This is a genomic window from Polaromonas sp. UBA4122 (genome assembly GCA_002381615.1).
Classification (GTDB): Bacteria; Pseudomonadota; Gammaproteobacteria; order Burkholderiales; family Burkholderiaceae_C; genus Polaromonas.
In genome coordinates this window covers 23,608-40,483 of sequence record DFWY01000104.1, presented here as the reverse complement: position 1 = coordinate 40,483, position 16,876 = coordinate 23,608, and the positions used below count along the sequence as shown (strand labels likewise).

At 61.3% G+C, this 16,876-nt stretch carries 18 protein-coding genes and 1 pseudogene; 6 read left to right on the top strand and 13 right to left on the bottom strand.

Annotated features, from left to right (window positions below; all coding sequences use genetic code 11):
- Positions 1–56: 56 nt before the first annotated feature.
- From B3F77_RS14310 to B3F77_RS14285, 6 genes are all read right to left on the bottom strand, one after another.
- Positions 57–827, bottom strand: coding sequence for a ParA family protein (locus tag B3F77_RS14310; protein ID WP_293605600.1), 771 nt, complete (start codon positions 825–827; stop codon positions 57–59).
- 60 nt (positions 828–887) lie between these two features.
- Complete coding sequence (locus tag B3F77_RS14305; RefSeq protein WP_293605599.1) at positions 888–1,523, bottom strand: LysE family translocator; 636 nt, start codon at positions 1,521–1,523, stop codon at positions 888–890.
- Between the two features lie 128 nt (positions 1,524–1,651).
- Entirely contained in the window at positions 1,652–2,329 is a 678-nt protein-coding gene (gene rsmG, locus B3F77_RS14300) for a 16S rRNA (guanine(527)-N(7))-methyltransferase RsmG (protein WP_293605598.1), read from the bottom strand.
- The gene (gene mnmG, locus B3F77_RS14295; protein ID WP_293605597.1) at positions 2,329–4,323 is read right to left on the bottom strand and encodes a tRNA uridine-5-carboxymethylaminomethyl(34) synthesis enzyme MnmG; all 1,995 of its coding nucleotides are present in this window, start codon (positions 4,321–4,323) and stop codon (positions 2,329–2,331) included. Before mnmG ends, rsmG begins: the two co-directional genes overlap by 1 nt.
- A 1-nt stretch (position 4,324) precedes the next feature.
- Positions 4,325–4,744: a type II toxin-antitoxin system VapC family toxin gene (locus tag B3F77_RS14290; RefSeq protein ID WP_293605596.1), complete on the bottom strand. Its 420-nt coding sequence runs from the start codon at positions 4,742–4,744 to the stop codon at positions 4,325–4,327.
- Between the two features lies 1 nt (position 4,745).
- The gene (locus B3F77_RS14285; protein WP_293605622.1) at positions 4,746–4,994 is read right to left on the bottom strand and encodes a type II toxin-antitoxin system Phd/YefM family antitoxin; all 249 of its coding nucleotides are present in this window, start codon (positions 4,992–4,994) and stop codon (positions 4,746–4,748) included.
- Position 4,995: 1 nt separating this feature from the next.
- On the opposite strand from B3F77_RS14285, the gene B3F77_RS20795 reads away from it, so the two are divergent.
- From B3F77_RS20795 to B3F77_RS14270, 4 genes and pseudogenes are all read left to right on the top strand, one after another.
- Positions 4,996–5,166 carry a hypothetical protein gene (locus tag B3F77_RS20795; protein WP_349678418.1) on the top strand — a complete coding sequence of 57 codons (171 nt, stop codon included), beginning with the start codon at positions 4,996–4,998 and terminating at the stop codon, positions 5,164–5,166.
- A gap of 29 nt (positions 5,167–5,195) precedes the next feature.
- Positions 5,196–5,403: pseudogene (locus tag B3F77_RS21020) on the top strand (NADPH-dependent FMN reductase); the annotation flags it as partial.
- 226 nt (positions 5,404–5,629) lie between these two features.
- Entirely contained in the window at positions 5,630–5,761 is a 132-nt protein-coding gene (locus tag B3F77_RS14275; RefSeq protein WP_293605595.1) for a hypothetical protein, read from the top strand.
- 110 nt (positions 5,762–5,871) lie between these two features.
- Positions 5,872–8,562: a bifunctional acetate--CoA ligase family protein/GNAT family N-acetyltransferase gene (locus B3F77_RS14270; RefSeq protein WP_293605594.1), complete on the top strand. Its 2,691-nt coding sequence runs from the start codon at positions 5,872–5,874 to the stop codon at positions 8,560–8,562.
- A 200-nt stretch (positions 8,563–8,762) separates the two neighbouring features.
- On the opposite strand, the gene B3F77_RS14265 is transcribed toward B3F77_RS14270, so the two are convergent.
- From B3F77_RS14265 to B3F77_RS14240, 6 genes are all read right to left on the bottom strand, one after another.
- On the bottom strand, positions 8,763–9,062 hold the full coding sequence (locus B3F77_RS14265) for a hypothetical protein (protein WP_293605593.1): 300 nt from the start codon (positions 9,060–9,062) through the stop codon (positions 8,763–8,765).
- 11 nt (positions 9,063–9,073) lie between these two features.
- Positions 9,074–9,328 carry a MoaD/ThiS family protein gene (locus tag B3F77_RS14260; RefSeq protein ID WP_293605592.1) on the bottom strand — a complete coding sequence of 85 codons (255 nt, stop codon included), beginning with the start codon at positions 9,326–9,328 and terminating at the stop codon, positions 9,074–9,076.
- Positions 9,325–10,614, bottom strand: a complete 1,290-nt coding sequence (locus tag B3F77_RS14255; RefSeq protein ID WP_293605591.1) for an NAD(P)/FAD-dependent oxidoreductase — start codon at positions 10,612–10,614, stop codon at positions 9,325–9,327. Before B3F77_RS14255 ends, B3F77_RS14260 begins: the two co-directional genes overlap by 4 nt.
- A gap of 76 nt (positions 10,615–10,690) precedes the next feature.
- Positions 10,691–12,538, bottom strand: coding sequence for an aldehyde ferredoxin oxidoreductase family protein (locus B3F77_RS14250; RefSeq protein WP_293605590.1), 1,848 nt, complete (start codon positions 12,536–12,538; stop codon positions 10,691–10,693).
- Positions 12,539–12,550: 12 nt separating this feature from the next.
- On the bottom strand, positions 12,551–13,027 hold the full coding sequence (locus B3F77_RS14245) for a 4Fe-4S dicluster domain-containing protein (protein WP_293605589.1): 477 nt from the start codon (positions 13,025–13,027) through the stop codon (positions 12,551–12,553).
- 759 nt (positions 13,028–13,786) lie between these two features.
- Positions 13,787–13,972, bottom strand: a complete 186-nt coding sequence (locus B3F77_RS14240) for a DUF1328 family protein (RefSeq protein WP_293605588.1) — start codon at positions 13,970–13,972, stop codon at positions 13,787–13,789.
- A 313-nt stretch (positions 13,973–14,285) separates the two neighbouring features.
- Here B3F77_RS14240 and gstA point away from each other — a divergent pair, with 313 nt between their 5' ends.
- Entirely contained in the window at positions 14,286–14,894 is a 609-nt protein-coding gene (gene gstA, locus B3F77_RS14235; RefSeq protein ID WP_293605587.1) for a glutathione transferase GstA, read from the top strand.
- A gap of 110 nt (positions 14,895–15,004) precedes the next feature.
- Entirely contained in the window at positions 15,005–16,108 is a 1,104-nt protein-coding gene (locus tag B3F77_RS14230) for an alkene reductase (RefSeq protein ID WP_293605586.1), read from the top strand.
- Between the two features lie 139 nt (positions 16,109–16,247).
- On the opposite strand, the gene thiE is transcribed toward B3F77_RS14230, so the two are convergent.
- Positions 16,248–16,876 (bottom strand): thiamine phosphate synthase (gene thiE / locus B3F77_RS14225; protein WP_293605585.1); only part of this gene is annotated, 629 nt, incomplete at its 5' end.

The following is a 16,876-nucleotide window of genomic DNA, read 5'->3' as shown; positions in this document are numbered from 1 at the left end:
TGCCTATGCCCGTAAAACAAGGGCTTGTAGCCATTTTTATTTAAAAAATACCTTGTTCACATGTCTTTGATGCGCGCCACCATTTCTTCGGCAAAGGCCACAAACGCCTGCGCCCCTTTGGAGGACGGGTCAAACACCACGCCGGGCAAGCCGTAGCTGGGCGCTTCGGCCAGGCGCACATTGCGCGGGATCACGGTGTTGAACACCTTGTCGGCAAAGTGCTGCTTGAGCTGCTCGCTCACCTGCTGCTGCAGCGTGATGCGCGGATCAAACATCACGCGCAACAGGCCGATGATCTGCAAATCCTTGTTGAGGTTGGCGTGCACCTGCTTGATGGTGTTGACCAGATCGGTCAGGCCCTCAAGTGCAAAGTACTCGCACTGCATGGGCACAATCACGCCATGCGCGCAGCACAGGCCATTGAGCGTGAGCATGGAGAGCGACGGCGGGCAATCAATCAGGACGAAGTCGTAGGCGCTATTCACTTCAACCAAGGCCAGCTTGAGGCGCTTTTCGCGGCGCTCCACCTGGACCAGCTCAACCTCGGCGCCAGCCAACTCGCGGTTGGCGCCCAGCACGTCGTAGCCACACTTCTCGCTGTGCACAAGCGCTTCGGCCACCGACGCCGATTCGAGCAGCACGTCGTACACCGTGAGTTCGAGCTTGCGCTTGTCCACGCCCGAGCCCATGGTGGCGTTGCCCTGCGGATCAAGGTCAATCATCAGCACACGCTGGCCGACTTTAGCCAGGCCGGCAGCCAGATTCACCGTAGTGGTGGTCTTGCCCACCCCGCCCTTTTGGTTGGCAACGCAGAATATTTTGGCCATGGAATGTTTTAGTTGTTGTTCTGTTGAGGGGAAAAGCAGAGGCAAGGGACTATCCGGGGACTACTTCGAAATGGCCAGCTTGATACCGAAGCCGATCAAAAAAACACCCGCGGCTTTTTTCAGCGTGGCCGAAATTTTGGGGTTGGCCCGGATGCGCTCGGCCAGGTAATGCGTGAGCAGCACGGCAACCAGGCCGTAAAGAAAGGTCAGCACGGCAATGGTCGCCGCCATCACGCCGAAGGTTTTCAGGCCCTGATGCTGGGATGGATCCACGAACAGTGGAAAAAAGGCCATGTAAAACACAATCGCCTTGGGGTTGAGCAGCGTGATCATCAGCGTCTGACGGAAGTAGTGGTGCGGCTTGATCTGCAGAATTGGGGTATCGCCTGGCTTGGCGATCAGCATCTTGAACCCCATCCAGGCGAGGTAGGCCGCGCCTAACCACTGCACGGCATGAAAGGCGGTGGGGTAAGCGGCCATCACTGCTGATACACCGGCCACGGCAGCCCAAAGCAGGACCTGGTCACCTGCGATGACGCCAAATGTCGCACCCAGCCCGCCGGGGATGCCGCCCTTGCCGGTGGAGGTGATTAACGCCAGGTTGCCGGGACCGGGAATAGCCAGAAAAATAATAATGGCGGCGACAAAAGCGCCGTAATCGGTAATGCCGACAACACTGGCAGATAAGCCCAGCATGGAATTTCCCCAGAAGTAGAGGGCTTGAGTTTACGACAGCGTAGGCGGCTGGGCGGTGATGAGCGCGTCTTTGTTTCCGCCGTAACCCACTCAAAACTGGAATTGGTGGGCATTTTCAGGCGCAGTTTTCAGCTGACGCCACAGTTCTTGGCGCGCATCCAGAGAATGCAACGCTCAGCGTCCAGCCCCGGCACCTGCAGGTGTTCCACGTGAAACACTTCCACGCCGGGTGGCAATGCCGCCAATTCGTCCGCCGGGTGTTTGCCTTTCATTGCCATCCATGCGCCATGCGGTGCCAGCGCCCCTGCAGACCATTGGGTGAAATCGGCCAGCGAGGCAAATGCCCGGGAGCAGATTACATCGAATGGTTGAACGATGGTTTCCACCCGCGCATGCAGCCCCGCCAGATTGGGCAGCTTCAGGGCCAGCGCGGCCTGCTTGATGAAAGCCGCCTTTTTGGCGACTGTGTCCACGCAAGTCACCGTCACCTCGGGGCAGCATATCGCGATAACTACACCCGGCAGGCCAGCACCGGAACCCACGTCGAGCAGGCGACTACCCTGCTCCAGCCCGGCCTTTTGAAGGTGCTGCCGCAAGGGCACGATGACCGCCAGACTGTCCAGCAGGTGGTGCGTCATCATTTCCGCCGGATCGCGCACGGCCGTGAGGTTATAAACCTTGGTCCATTTCTCGATCAAGCCCAGGTAGTCCAGCAACTGGAGCACCTGCTGGTCGCTCAAGTCCAGCCGCAGCGCCCGCAAGCCAGCCAACAACACGGATCGCAAATCCTGTTCGGCGCCGCGCATCAGGCTTCGGCTTGCTCGTTGGATTTAAGCGGTGCGGTGTTTTTCCACAGGTTCTTTTTAAGATGAACCAGCAGCAGCGACACCGTCGCAGGGGTAATGCCTGAAATCCGCGATGCCATGCCCAGCGTTTCGGGTCGCTGCGTGGCTAAAGTCTGGCGCGCCTCAAAGCTCAGAGCCGAGACCTGCAGGTAATCCAGATCGGCCGGCAACTTGAGATTTTCGTAGTGCGAAGCCCGCTCCACTTCAACCCTCTGCAGGTCAATATAGCCCGCGTATTTGGCGGTGATCTCGATTTGCTCAATCACGTTTTTAACCAAGTCCGCAGGCAAAGCTGTTTCACGTGAAACAGTGACCTGCCCCACCGGAATGTCAGGATTGGCATATTTACCCTCGCTCAGCGACATCAACCCGGCGTAGTTCACATCAGGGCGGCGCAACAAATCGGCCAGATTGTATTCGCGCTCAATCCCCTTGCCCAATACCCGCTCGGCTTCCGCCACAGGCAGGTTGTTGGGGTTGATCCAGATGGAACGAAGGCGCTCTGTTTCACGTGAAACAGCGTCGCGCTTGCGGTTGAAAGCGTCCCAGCGGGCGTCGTCCACCAGCCCCAGCTCCCTGCCCTTTTCGGTCAGGCGCAGGTCGGCGTTGTCCTCACGCAGCATCAGGCGGAACTCCGCCCGGCTGGTAAACATGCGGTAGGGTTCGGTCACGCCCTTGGTAATCAGGTCATCAACCAGCACGCCCAGATAGGCTTCGTCGCGCCTGGGTAGCCAGGCCTCCTTGTCCTGGCATTGGAGCGCAGCATTGATGCCAGCAAACATGCCTTGGGCGGCGGCCTCTTCGTAGCCGGTGGTGCCATTGATTTGCCCGGCAAAAAACAAACCGCCTATCGCCCGGGTTTCAAAGCTGGTTTTGAGCGCGCGCGGGTCAAAGTAGTCGTACTCAATGGCGTAGCCGGGTCGCAGGATGTGGGCATTTTCCATGCCTGCCATGGAACGCACCAGGGCGTATTGGATGTCAAAAGGCAGGCTGGTGGAGATGCCGTTGGGGTAAATCTCGTGCGTCGTCAGACCTTCCGGCTCCAGAAAAATCTGGTGGCTATCCTTGTCGGCAAAGCGGTTGATCTTGTCTTCCACGCTCGGGCAGTAGCGCGGGCCTATGCCGTCAATCTTGCCGGTGAACATCGGGCTGCGGTCAAACCCGGAACGAATGATGTCGTGCGTGCGCGCATTGGTGTGGGTGATCCAGCACGGCATTTGCTGCGGGTGCGGGATGTTCCCGCCCATGAAGCTGAACACCGGCACCGGCCCGGCCAAGCCGCCCGGCATGCCGTCACCCGGCTGCACCCCGCATTTGCTGAAGTCGATCGAGCGGCCGTCAATGCGCGGCGGCGTGCCGGTTTTCAGGCGGCCTTGCGGCAGCTTGAGTTCTTTCAGGCGGGCGCTGAGCGACACCGCCGGCGGGTCACCCGCCCGGCCTGCTGCGTAATTGTTCAGCCCCACATGGATCTTGCCGTCCAGAAAAGTCCCGGCCGTCAGTACCACGGTGCGCGAACGGAACTTGATGCCGACCTGCGTCACCGCACCGACTACCTGGTCACCCTCCACCAGCAGGTCATCGACGGCTTGCTGAAACAGCCACAGGTTGGGCTGGTTCTCCAGCCTTCGGCGAATCGCCGCCTTGTACAAAATGCGGTCGGCCTGCGCGCGGGTGGCGCGCACAGCCGGGCCTTTAGAGCTGTTGAGAATGCGGAACTGGATGCCGCCCTCGTCGGTGGCCAGCGCCATCGCGCCGCCCATGGCATCCACTTCCTTGACCAAGTGACCCTTGCCAATGCCGCCTATCGACGGGTTGCAGCTCATCTGGCCCAGCGTTTCGATATTGTGTGACAGGAGCAGGGTCTTGCAGCCCATGCGGGCTGCCGCCAGCGCGGCTTCGGTACCCGCATGGCCACCGCCGACCACGATCACGTCAAATTCTTGAGGATAAAACATTTCAGGCCTCTATCAGTTCAGTTTTCAGGCCTGCGGCTTGCGCCGCCAGCGCCTGTTTTCGATCAGCCGTGACAAACAAATCAACCCTTGCCGCTTGGGCGGTGCCGATGTGCAGCGCATCCATGGCGCACAAGCGGTTGTGTTCCATGGACGCGATCGCCAGGGCTTCAATCTCGGGGCTGATGGGCCGCACATCAAAGTCCACAAAATCCTGCGCTACCTCGCTCATCACACGCGCATACTGGCCCGTGTCAATCGAGTTGTCATCGACCTCGCGGCTCAAGCTGGAGGAAATTTCAACCTTGCAATGCGCGGCCAGCACCACAACATCAGCGGTCATCAGCAGACGCGCCACCGCGTCATGGCCGATCTCGCGCTTGTAACGCTTGATAATGGCCGAGGCATCCAGTAATAATTTCATTTCAGTACCGTGCGCTTTCACGCTCTTCAATGATCAGTTGCGCCAAGGTCTTGCCATCAGCACGCAGATACTCCAGCGGCTTGATGGGGCGCTTCCAACTCGGAATCTTCTCAGGCGCTGCCGGTTTTGCAGGCACCAGCTCGGCCACGGGTTTGCCATGCCGCAAGATGCGTATGGTCTCTCCCCGCTCGACCAGGTCAATCATGGCCGAAGCATGGGCGCGGAATTCACTCAGGGCAATGGTGTGCATTTTGTACAAAAAAATTTATTTTGTACATTTTAATGGGTTTCAGTGCAACAACCAGCTGTTCAGCATTGCCCCCACAGCCTGTGGTGAAATCAGGCGCCTGAACTTCCCCAAGCGCAAACTGACCGACTTTGACCTACTGATGTACAACGCCGACCTGGAAGCCCAGACGTGAGGGGCGGGTGACAACTGATGCAGGAGTACCCGGCTTGGCAGGAGGGCTTCAAGTCCTTCGCCGGCAAGGTGGTTGGCGTGCTTAGCGCCTCCCCCGGTCCATTGGGTGGCCTGCGCTCGCAAAGCCATCTGGTGCCGCTGCAACTCAACGCGCAATGCTTGGGTGGCGCACAAGGCGTTTGCACTGAGCCGCGCTGGCGACACTTTTGGCTTTGTAAACCACGCAAATCAAAGGTGAATGCCGCCATGATTGCGAGATCAACGGATCGTCTCGTGTTGCCTGCGTTGAGCCCTTGTCTTCATGCCTATCTGCGCGGGTGTCAAAAATGCGCTGGAGGTAATCGCAAAACATGTTTTACATCAAAACGGTCCAGCGCCGGCAGGCCTAAACTGACAGCGGAATCTGGCTGGAGTCGCCAGGGTTGCCCAAGAACACTGATTTGCTTTCTACCTACCTCTCACCCATGTCGATTGCACACGTCACGAAATGGCGCTCACCCCCCAAATGCCCGAGCGGCTGGGGCAAGCCCGGCTTTGCCGAGACCGACGACGCGTCGGGTCACGCAGAAGCTCAGGGCCGCCGCCCAACGCTATAAGTGGCCGTATCATCTCTCTCCTGCCTGGAAGATGGCTATGCGCTCAACCCGCTGGCGCGCAGTGCCACTGCGCATGTCAGGCGGGCTGCTAGGCGCTGACTGGAACACCTATGGACAAACACTACCTCACTCCGCTTTTCTCGCCTGAATCCATCGTTGTCTTCGCCGGCCAGGCCGACGATCCGGCCACGCAGACCACGCACGCCAAGGCCTTGCACGAGGCCCTGCGTGCCCAGCGCTACAGCGGCACCCTGGTGTTTCTGGACATCCACACCAGTGGCACGCTGGCGGACCTGGCGCAAACGCGGGCGGATCTGGCCATCATTGCGCTGCCGCCGCAGGACGTGACCGCCGCGCTGGAGATTGCCGGCCGCATGGCCTGCCGCGCGGCGCTGGTGATCTCCAGCGGCATCAGCGCCGACAAGGCCGACGAGCTCAAGAAAATTGCGCGCCGCGAAGGCATGTACCTGCTCGGCCCCAATGGCATGGGTTTCCAGCGTCCGCAACTGCAGCTCAATGCCAGCGCGGCTGGACCGCTGGCCAAGGCCGGCTCTCTCGCGCTGGTGTCGCAGTCGGGTGCGCTGACCGCCTCCATGCTCGACTGGGCCAACAGCAACGCGGTGGGCTTTTCTTCGGTCATTTCCCTGGGACCCAATACCTCGGTGGACATTGCCCAGGTGCTGGATTACCTGGCCAACGATCAGCAAACCCACAGCATCGTCATTTATCTGGAGGGCATCTCCAGCGCGCGCCGCTTCATGAGCGCGCTGCGTACGGCTGCCAGTGCCAAGCCGGTGGTGGTGCTCAAGGCCGGTCGCAAACCGGCTGGCAACGAGGCGGCGCAGACCCACAGCGGCGCCATCGTCGGCAGCGACGATGTGTTTGACGCCGCCCTGCGCCGTGCCGGCGCGGTGCGGGTGCGCTCGTTCGTGGAACTGTTCTCGGCGGCCAAGTGCCTGGCCTCACGCTACCGCCCGGTGGGTCGGCGCCTGGCCATCGTCACCAACGGCGGCGGGCCCGGCGTGCTGGCGGCTGACTGGGTCAATGAAATTTTCTTGCAGCTGGGCAAGCTCTCGCCCGAGTCTGTCAGCGCCCTCAAGCCGCAGTTGCCTGACTTCGCGTCGCTGTCGGATCTGATCGACCTGTCGGAAGACGCCAGCCCCGAGCACTACCGGGCGGCGATTGAAGCAGCAGGCAAGGACCGCCAGATTGACGGCGTGCTGGCCATCTATTCACCCAAAGCCGGCGCCGACGCCTCGGAGGTGGCGCGCGCGCTGGTCGAGGTCAAGCGCAGCATGGGCAAGCCGCTGCTGGCGTGCTGGATGGGTGATACCGCAGTGGTTGCGGCACGCGGCCTTCTCAAAGCGGCGGCCATTCCCAGTTTCCGCACGCCCGAGGCGGCCGTAGGCGCCTTCGGCAACATCGCCTCGTTCTATCAAAACCAGCAGTTGCTCCAGCAAACCCCACCGCCCCTGTCCATGCTGGCCAAGCCCGACATCGAGGGCGCGCGACTGATTATCGAAAATGTGCTGGCCGAGCGCCGCAAGGTGCTGACCGAGATGGAGTCCAAGACCCTGCTTTCGTCCTTCCACATTCCCGTCACCAAAACCATCCTGGCGCGCAGCGCCAACGAGGCCATGATGATCGCCACGCAACTGGGCTTTCCGGTGGCACTCAAGATCGACTCACCCGACATCAGCCACAAGTCGGACGTGGAAGGCGTGGCGCTCAACATCATGAACGCCACCGGCGCGCGTGACACCTACAACGACATGATGCAAGCCGTGGCGCGCCTGCAACCCAACGCGCGCATCAACGGCGTGACCGTGCAGAACATGGCGCGCGCCCGGCGCGGCCGCGAGGTCTGCGTAGGGCTTGTCACCGACGACCCCTTCGGCCCGGTAATTGCCTTCGGCGCTGGCGGCACCATGATCGAACTCATCAACGACCGCGCCATGGAGCTGCCGCCGCTCAACCAGTTTCTGGCGCGCCGCCTGATCGAACGTTCGCGCGTGGCGGAGACGCTGGGCGAGTGGCGCGGCGCCAGCGCGGTCAACATGGACGCGCTGGAGCAGATATTGCTGCGCGTCTCGGAAATGGTGTGCGAGCTGCCCCAGTTGCGCGAGATGGACATTAACCCCATCATCGTCGACGAGTCAGGTGCCGTGGCGGTGGACGCGCGCATCATCATCGACCACGCGCCGCAAGCCATGAGCGGCCGCGCCAACAACTACAACCACCTGGCCATCCTGCCTTACCCGGCGCGCTACGAACAGCTGTGGCCGCTGCGCGGCGGCGGCGAGTACACCGTGCGCCCCATCCACCCGGACGATGCGCAGATGCTGCAGGACCTGATGCAGCACCTCTCGCCCGAAAGCCGCTATTTCCGTTTCATCTCATCCATGGTCGAGCTGCCGCCGTCCATGCTGGCACGTTTCACGCTGATCGACTACGACCGCGAAATGGCGCTGGTGGCCGTGTTCAAGGAGCGCCGAGCCGGGCCAAAGGGCGAGATCCTCGAGACCGAGCGCATCGTCGGCGTGTCACGCTACATCACCAACCCTGACCAGTCCAGCTGCGAGTTCGCGCTGGTGGTGGCCGACGACTTCAACAGCAAGGGCCTGGGCTCGCGCCTGATGCAAAGCATCATGGATGTGGCTCGCGACAAGGGGCTAACTGAAATCGACGGTCTGGTGCTGGCCAACAACCCCAGCATGCTCAAGCTCATGAAAGGTCTGGGCTTTGCCGTCAAGCCTTTTGCCGAAGACCCGGATTTCAAACTGGTGACGCACGCCCTGTGAGAGCGGACCGCACAGGCCATTGCTTGCTATGTATTTTGTAGCTTTTATGCCCGTATTCATTGGGCTAGCAGCACTTTCCCCTCTAAAAACCGGGCCACACTGCAGACGACCCATTTTTAACCCCAGGAGACGCCCAACAGCATCAAGGGCGGGGGAAATGGGCATCAGATTCCAGTCAACCCGGCAACTCGGGCCAACAATCAGCCGCCACCGCGCTGCATATACAGGTCAAACCGCTTCATAAAGACGTAGCGCTGGGCATCGTCCAGCCCGGCAAAGGCAAAGCGCACCAGCAGGCGCGGAATGCGAGCCAGGCCCAGCACGCGGGGTTCAGCCTGCTGCCAGTGAATCTGCAAGCTACCAGGGCCGATCGACACCTGCACCGAAGCGCCATCGCGCTGCCAAAGATGCTGCCCGAGCGCGGCCGGCAACCAGCCCAGCCACTCGACTTCGGTGCAGCCCATGTCGCGCTCGAACTGTTCGAGGTAGTGGGACTGCATCAGCCGGCCCTTCAGCCGCCAGCAATCGGTGGCCAGATGGCCAGCACGTCGCCTTCGCTCAGGGTGGTGGTCAGGCGCTGGTCCGGCTCGATGTAGCGGCCATTGACCAGCACCAGGTGCACCAGTTTCGGCGGCAGTCCAAAGGGTTCGATGATCTGGCTGATGGCGGCGTCAGGCGCCACGTCCAGTTCGACGATGTTGCTGCGGCGCGCAGACACGGGCAGGTAGTCGGTCAGCGTGGCAAACAGCTTGAAGGTGATCTTCATCGCCGCCGCTCGTCGGCTGCCCCGCTCCATTGGCCCTGCGCCTGGGCGCTGGCCAGATAGGCTTCCATCAGTTTGGTCGGGTCTTGTTTCAGAACTTCCTTCCAGGGGCCGAGATGGACGGCGCCCTCCACCAGCCCGCGCATCACGCCCACATGCTCGGTCCAGCCCACGCTGTTGCAGCCCACCATCACATCGTCCTTGAACTGCAGGCTCAGGTGACGGCCCTTTCCGCCATCGGCTCCGCGGTCGGTCAGCACCACCTGCTCACCGCCGGGGACGCCCTCCCAGTTGCCAAAGCTGGTGGAAATCAGGCCCAGCGTGTCCAGCACGTTGATCTGGGTGACGCCATTGAGTTCGACCTGTTGACCGACCATGTTGAGCGCGGCCACCCGGGCCTGCTCGGCCGCGTTGGGCTGGATGGCGCTGACGATGGTCTTGCCGCTGACTTTGTCAAAGGCTTCGGCGCAATCGCCTGCCGCGTAGATGCCCGGCACACTGGTCTGCAGGTGCTCGTCGGTCAGCACACCCTGCAGGCAGGTGATGCCGGAATGTTCCAGAAAACCGATGTTGGGCTTGACGCCGGTGGCGCTGATGACCAGATCAGCCTCCACCGTTTGCCCGCCGGACAGGCGCACCTTCAGAGGCGTGCCGGGCTCAATGGCTTCAACCCGGGTGCCGATGAAGACCTGCACGCCCTGGGTTTCGCACCAGTCGCGGATCATGCCGCCGGCCATAGCACCCATCATGCGCGGCACCATGCGGTCGCCCATCTCGACCACGCTCAGCTGCACGCCGCGCTGCATCAGCGCCTCCATGATGATGCAGCCGATAAAGCCCGCACCCATCTGCAGCACGCGTGCGCCGGGCCGGGCCAGCGCCATGATGTGACGGGCATCCTGCAAGGTCCAGCAGGGGTATACGCCAGCACTGTCCATGCCCGGAATCGGTGGGCGCACGGGGCACGAGCCGGTGGCGATCAGCAGCCGGTCATAAGGCACGGCCTGGCCATTGTCCAGCGCTACGCTTTTGAGAGCAATATCCACAGACTTGACGCGGGCCTGGATCTGATTAACCTTCAAATCCCGGAAATGAGCCGGATTTTTCCGCAGGTAGGTGCCGCGCTCGTCGATGTTGCCCATCAACAGGTAGGGAATGGCCATGCGCGAGTAAGGCGGCTCGGCTTCGTCGCCGACCAGCGTGATGGTGTCGTGCGGGGCCTGTTTGCGAATGGTTTCGGCGGCAATCACACCGGCAGGGCCTGCGCCCAGAATGACGTGGTGGGTCATAAGCTTGTTCTCCAAAATCAAAAAAGGGTGGGCCTGCAAGCAGTGCCCACCCGAGCCTTTTATGGACCGTGCCGGTTTATAGGCCCAGACGCTGCCGGGTCGCGGTCGTCGGAACGCCTTCGCTGTCCCAGCCGCGCGCGGCGTAGTATTTGGGCAGCATCTCGGCCAGCATGTTGACCTTGCCCTTGGCCGGGCCGGTTTTGGCGGGTTCGGTCAGCAGGCGCTTGGGCAGCGAGTCATCCGCCTTGGTGAAACCCGCCGCGTTGTTGAATTCGCGCTCCATGTTCCAGATGCGTTCGCCGATTTTTTCCAGTTCTTCGGTCGTGTACTGCTCGCCGCAGGCCGCCTGCAACTGGGGTGCCAAATCAGCCAGACCCCAGGCGAAGGTGGTGAATACGCACAAGCCTGACGAATCAAACGCCGCCGTGGCGTCCTGGAAGGCCTTGACCAACTCGGGCTTGCCTTCATGCTCCAGTGGATCGGTCTTGACCGGAATGCCCAGCACTTCAGATGCAATGGTGTAGCCCCGCAGGTGGCAGCCACCCCGGTTGGACGTGGCGTAAGCCAACCCGATGCCCTGGATGGCCCGCCCGTCGTAGGCCGGAAATTCCTGCCCCTTGGACGTCATGGACAGATCAGGGTGGCCGTACTTGGCCGTCAGGCGCTTGGACCCCTGGCCAATTTCCTTGCCAAAGCCGCGGTTGTTCACGGTTTCTTCAACCAGGAAGGCCAGCGCCTTGGCCGACCCAAAGGGTGCCTCGATACCGAGCTGCTCCTTGGTCAGCACGCCCATTTCATACATCTCCATCACCGCGCCAATGGTGGCGCCGAAGCTGATGGGGTCAATGCCTTCCTCGTTGCAAATCAAGGTGGCGTACTGCAGCGCCTCCAGGTCGTTCACGCCGTTGGCTGCGCCCAAGGCCCAGGCGGCCTCGTACTCCAGCCCGCCTGATGCACCCCAGTACTGGGGCTTGTTGGCCACCGTGAAGTGACCCGCGTCCATCTTGCTGATGCGGCCGCAGGCGATGGTGCAACCAAAGCAGGCCTGGTTGGTGACCAGTTGCTTTTTGCCGTCGGTCTTGCGCGGCGTGGCCATGGCTTCGGCCGAGATGTCCTTGGCCCCCTCGAACTGCACATCCTGGTGGTTGCGGGTGGGCAGCGCACCTATTTCGTTGATCACATTCATCAGCACCTGGGTGCCAAAGGCCGGCAGGCCCTGGCCCGTGACGGCGTTGTCATGCAGGATCTTCTTCTTCTCGTAGGTGACCTTCATGAAGGCCTCGGGATCGCGAATATTGCCCACGCCCTTTGTGCCACGCACCGCAATCGCCTTGAGGTTCTTGCCGCCCATCACCGTGCCCACGCCCGAACGGCCGGCGGCGCGATGCAGATCGTTGACCACGGCAGCATACAGCACGCCGTTTTCACCCGCCTTGCCAATGCTCGAAACGCGCACCAAGGGATCTTGCAGACTTGTTTTGAGCATGGCTTCGGTCTGCCAGACGCTCTTGCCCCACAGGTGAGCCGCGTCGCGCAGCTCCGCCATGTCGTCGTTGATATAAAGGTACACCGGCTTGGCCGACCTGCCCTCGAAAATGATCATGTCCCAGCCTGCCATCTTGAGCTCGGCACCCCAATAGCCGCCCGAATTCGAACAGGCAATGGCGCCGGTCAGCGGGCTCTTGGTGATGACGGTGTAACGGCCCCCGGTGGAAGCCATAGTGCCCGTCAGCGGCCCGGTGGCCCAGATGATTTTGTTGCCAGGCGACAGCGGGTCCACCTTGGGGTCCACTTCGGACACCAAGTATTTGCTGCCCAGGCCACGCGAGCCCAGATAGGTCTGCGCCCAGTCCATGTTGAGGGGTTCAGACTTGACGGTTCCGGTGCTCAAGTCAACGCGAAGAATTTTTCCTGCCCAAGACATATTCGTTACTCCTTAAGCGGCCGAAGGTTGGTTGCCAAGCTTGTCAGCCCATTGCTGCATCTTGCCCAGACCGGTCCAGTTGGCGTCAATGAAGGTGATGGCCTGGGTGGGGCACGCCTCAGTGCAGGCGGGTTCACCGCCGCACAGGTCGCACTTTTGCACCTTGCCGGTTTCCTGCACATAGTTGATGGTGCCGAACGGGCAGGCGATGGTGCAGACCTTGCAACCCACGCAAGTGGTTTCGTTGACCACCTTCGCACCCGTGAGCTTGTCCACCGTGATGGCCTCCACCGGGCAGGCGTGCAAGCACCAGGCCTCATCGCACTGGGTGCAGGTGTAGGGCACCTTTTTGCCGGTATCGTGAAAGTCGAACACCTTGATGCGCGACTTGGCGGTCGCGAAGACGCCGTAGTTCTCAAAAGAACAGGCCATCTCGCACTGCAAACAGCCAGTGCATTTGTCAGGGTTGATGTGCAACACCTTTTGCATGAGGGGGTCTCCTTGGGTAGCGGCAACGCTGAAATGCCTTGCTATGAATGAAGCTGCATAGCCATTATTGAAATCAGCCCCCAGAACACACCTAGGACAAACCCTGACACAGCAGCAGAACAGCCCGCAAATTCTCAAAATGCGACAGCCGCAGGGCTCCAGAAATCTGTCGGACTTGAAGCGCCGGGTTCCAAAGCCCCGGCGTCAAATTCCAACAAGTCGCCAATTAAGCCGTCCTCTCACGACGTGAAAAACTTGCCGTCCCGTAGCAAAACCACGTCAACGGGCCGTCCGTTTATCGTCAACTAATGGCTCCACTACAACGACTGACGGGCTGCGGACCTCGCACTCCAGCAAGGAATCAACAAGGGAAGTGTGTATGAAATTGATCGCCGGTGTAAAGAAAAAAAACAGAACCAGACCGCCATCACGCGGCCAGTATCAGCAACGCCTGCGAGGACCGGTTTTCTGACGGTCCGCTGCGGCAAACCAGTGTTGGCAGGTCACCAAGACCATGCGAACGGCGCGCGCCATCACATCAGTAGAACTTGCCGAAGAGCGGCGCGCACGCAAACGGAACACAAGCAAAAATTCCGCAATGCTGGCCGGAAAGCCAGTTTGACGTCCGGGCATCAATGGCACTACCGCTGTCGCCGGGCTTGTTGCCACGTCAATCCCAGTATGCGCGCAGGGATAACGAAGCCGTTCCTTGAGCCGGGACACCACCGTGCCTGGCGGCACCGAAACGGGAGGATTCATTTATTTCATCACCTTCTGCACCGCGCCCACACCCAGGGCCGCCAACACCACAAAAATAACTGCCAGAATCAGGAACAGGCCGAACAGGATCTTGGCAATGCCGGCAGCGCCTGCCGCCACACCCCCAAAACCGAGGGCGCCAGCGATCAGTGAAATCACCGTAAAAAAAATCGCGTATTTGAGCATCAGGTTCTCCTTCGCCAATGCAAGGCCTCACCAAGCAAAATAAAGCACTAACTCCAATCATGAAAAGTCATACCACCACCGCTCAATAATAAAAGTGCCTGCGTCGCCAAAGAATCAGCAGCGCCCGCATGCCGCTGTAGGACAAGCCCGCAGCCACCCACGCCCATTATTTGGGCGAAAGCGTGAGTTCAGGCATATGGGGCGCGACGCCTGCCGAGAGGGGCACGCCCACGGCGCATCAGAAAACCTGCTTTGCAGCTAGCATGGGGGCTGTTTCAATCCCCCCATCTCCAAAAAAACAAGGACCAACCCCATGAAGCTTTACTACTCCCCGGGCGCCTGCTCCCTGTCTCCGCACATCACGCTGCACGAGTCAGGGTTGGCGTTCGAGCATGTTTTAGCGTCCACCAAAACCCACCGCCTGCTGGACGGCACCGACTACTACACCATCAACCCGCTGGGCGCTGTGCCCCTGCTGGAGCTGGACGATGGCACGCGCCTGACGGAAGGCCCGGCCATCGTGCAGTACATCGCCGACCAGGTGCCCGACAAGAAGCTGGCACCGGCCAACGGCACCCTCGCACGCGCACAATTGCAGTCGTGGCTCAACTTCATCAGCAGCGAGCTGCACAAGGGCTTCAGCCCACTGTTCAACCCGGCCACACCCGCAGACTACAAGCCCATCGTGATCGACAGGTTGCTGTCGCGCCTGCAGTGGGTGGACGGCGAGCTGGCCGGCAAGCACTACCTGATGGGCGATGCCTTCAGCGTGGCCGACCCTTACCTCTTTACCGTGACCAACTGGCCGCCTTATGTGGGCATGGATATTTCCAGCTTTGCCCACCTCGCGGCGTTTCGCGAGCGCATGGCGGCCCGCCCCGCCGTTCAGGCCGCCATGAAAGAAGAAGGCTTGCTCAAGTAAGCTGACATAGCGCAAAGGCCAGCCAGTTAGCGCAAATCCGGTAATCCGTCTTGCCCAGACACTTCAGATAGGTGCACACTAAAGCCTGTCTTCAATCCCGGAACCCTTCCATGCGCTCATTATTTGACCCCACCCAGGTCGGCGACCTGCAACTCGCCAACCGCATCGTCATGGCACCGCTGACGCGCAACCGCGCACCCGACGCCATCCCCACCCCGCTCATGGCGGAGTACTACACCCAGCGCGCCAGCGCCGGCCTCTTGATTACCGAAGCCACCGCTATCAGCCACCAGGGCCAGGGCTATTCCGATGTGCCCGGCCTCTATGGCACCGAGCAGCTCGACGGCTGGAAGCGCGTCACCGAGGCCGTGCACGACGCGGGCGGCAAGATTGTGGTGCAGCTCTGGCATGTGGGCCGGGTCTCGCACAATGAATTGCAGCCGGACGGCGGCCAACCCGTGGCACCGTCGGCCATCACCGCCAAGACCAAAACCGTGCTGATCAAGAACGGCGTGCCTACCTTTGTGGACACCTCCGCGCCGCGCGCCCTCGACGCCGAAGAGCTGCCCGGCCTGGTGCACACCTACCAGGCCGCAGCACGCAACGCAGTGGAAACCGCCGGCTTTGACGGCGTCGAAATCCATGCCGCCAACGGCTACCTGCTCGACCAGTTCCTCAAAAGCGGCTCCAACCAGCGCACCGACGACTACGGCGGCAGCATCAAAAATCGCGCGCGCCTGCTGCTCGAAGTAGTGCGCACGGTGACGACCGCCGTGGGTGGCGGCCGCACCGGCATTCGCCTGTCGCCCGTCACGCCAGCCAACGACGCGTACGATGCCGATCCGCAGCCGCTGTTTGACTACGTGATCCAAAAACTCGCCACGCTGAATCTGGCCTACATCCATATCATTGAAGGCGCAACGGGTGGCCCGCGCGAGCTGCCTGATCGTCCGTTTGACTACTCAGCCCTCAAAGCCACGTACCGCACAGCGGGTGGCAAAGCGGCCTGGATGGTGAACAACGGTTACGACAAGGCCCTGGCCGAGCAAGCCGTGGCCGACGGTACCGACCTGGTCGCCTTTGGCAAACCTTTCATCGCCAACCCCGACCTGGTGGAACGCCTGCGCCGCAACGCGCCACTCAACAAGCCCGACCCAGCCACCTTTTACGGCGGCGGCGCCAAGGGCTATACCGACTATCAGACGCTATCATAATGATAGCCAAATAACCCCGCTGTTATGGGGCTATAGCCAATTTACTTCCTCTGCCTCTGGGAGAAGGAGGGGTGAGGACTCCCCGCTTTCGCTGTAGCCCGTAGGTCGGTTTGGTCGCCGGCGTCACCCGACCTGCAAATTACGAATTTGCCATTCCTTTGGCCGCCAGCTGCAACCCGGCTAGCGAAGCCTGCTGCGGGTCAGCCGCCTGTGTCACTGCGCTGACCACGGCCACGCCATCAACACCGCAGGCCATCACGCCCTGTATCCGCGCCAGCGAAATGCCGCCTATCGCCACCACCGGGTACGGTGCCGCCTGCGCCGCCCAGTCCTTCAGGCGCATCAGACCCACGGGCTCATAGGGCATGACCTTGAGGGTGGTCGGGTAGACCGGGCCGATAGCCAGGTACGACGGTTGCACGGCGCTGGCACGGGCGAGCTCGGTGGGGGTATGTGTGCTCAGGCCCAGACGCAGGCCGCCATTGCGCAACGCATTCAGATCGGCGGTGTCCAGGTCTTCCTGGCCCAGATGCACACCGTATGCGCCTGCGGCCAAGGCCAGTTTCCAGTGGTCGTTGATGAACACCTGCGCGCCCGTCACGGCACGGCCGGCAAGAACTGCGGCGCGAACCTGCTGGTCAATTTCGGCGGGCGTGTGGTCAGCAGCCTTGATGCGTAGCTGGACCGTGCGCACTCCCCAGCCCAGCAGGCGCTGCACCCACGCAGCGTCTGGCACCACGGGGTAAAAGCCGATGGGTCCGGTGAGGG

Coding starts and splice junctions, on each gene's coding strand:
- B3F77_RS14250 (WP_293605590.1), bottom strand. CDS start 12,538: ATGTCTTGGGCAGGAAAAATTCTTCGCGTTGACTTGAGCACCGGAACC.
- B3F77_RS14240 (WP_293605588.1), bottom strand. CDS start 13,972: ATGCTCAAATACGCGATTTTTTTTACGGTGATTTCACTGATCGCTGGC.
- B3F77_RS14260 (WP_293605592.1), bottom strand. CDS start 9,328: ATGAAGATCACCTTCAAGCTGTTTGCCACGCTGACCGACTACCTGCCC.
- B3F77_RS14230 (WP_293605586.1), top strand. CDS start 15,005: ATGCGCTCATTATTTGACCCCACCCAGGTCGGCGACCTGCAACTCGCC.
- B3F77_RS14270 (WP_293605594.1), top strand. CDS start 5,872: ATGGACAAACACTACCTCACTCCGCTTTTCTCGCCTGAATCCATCGTT.
- B3F77_RS14285 (WP_293605622.1), bottom strand. CDS start 4,994: ATGCACACCATTGCCCTGAGTGAATTCCGCGCCCATGCTTCGGCCATG.
- B3F77_RS14255 (WP_293605591.1), bottom strand. CDS start 10,614: ATGACCCACCACGTCATTCTGGGCGCAGGCCCTGCCGGTGTGATTGCC.
- rsmG (WP_293605598.1), bottom strand. CDS start 2,329: ATGCGCGGCGCCGAACAGGATTTGCGATCCGTGTTGTTGGCTGGCTTG.
- B3F77_RS14290 (WP_293605596.1), bottom strand. CDS start 4,744: ATGAAATTATTACTGGATGCCTCGGCCATTATCAAGCGTTACAAGCGC.
- mnmG (WP_293605597.1), bottom strand. CDS start 4,323: ATGTTTTATCCTCAAGAATTTGACGTGATCGTGGTCGGCGGTGGCCAT.
- B3F77_RS14310 (WP_293605600.1), bottom strand. CDS start 827: ATGGCCAAAATATTCTGCGTTGCCAACCAAAAGGGCGGGGTGGGCAAG.
- B3F77_RS14245 (WP_293605589.1), bottom strand. CDS start 13,027: ATGCAAAAGGTGTTGCACATCAACCCTGACAAATGCACTGGCTGTTTG.
- B3F77_RS14265 (WP_293605593.1), bottom strand. CDS start 9,062: ATGCAGTCCCACTACCTCGAACAGTTCGAGCGCGACATGGGCTGCACC.
- B3F77_RS14305 (WP_293605599.1), bottom strand. CDS start 1,523: ATGCTGGGCTTATCTGCCAGTGTTGTCGGCATTACCGATTACGGCGCT.
- B3F77_RS14275 (WP_293605595.1), top strand. CDS start 5,630: ATGTCGATTGCACACGTCACGAAATGGCGCTCACCCCCCAAATGCCCG.
- gstA (WP_293605587.1), top strand. CDS start 14,286: ATGAAGCTTTACTACTCCCCGGGCGCCTGCTCCCTGTCTCCGCACATC.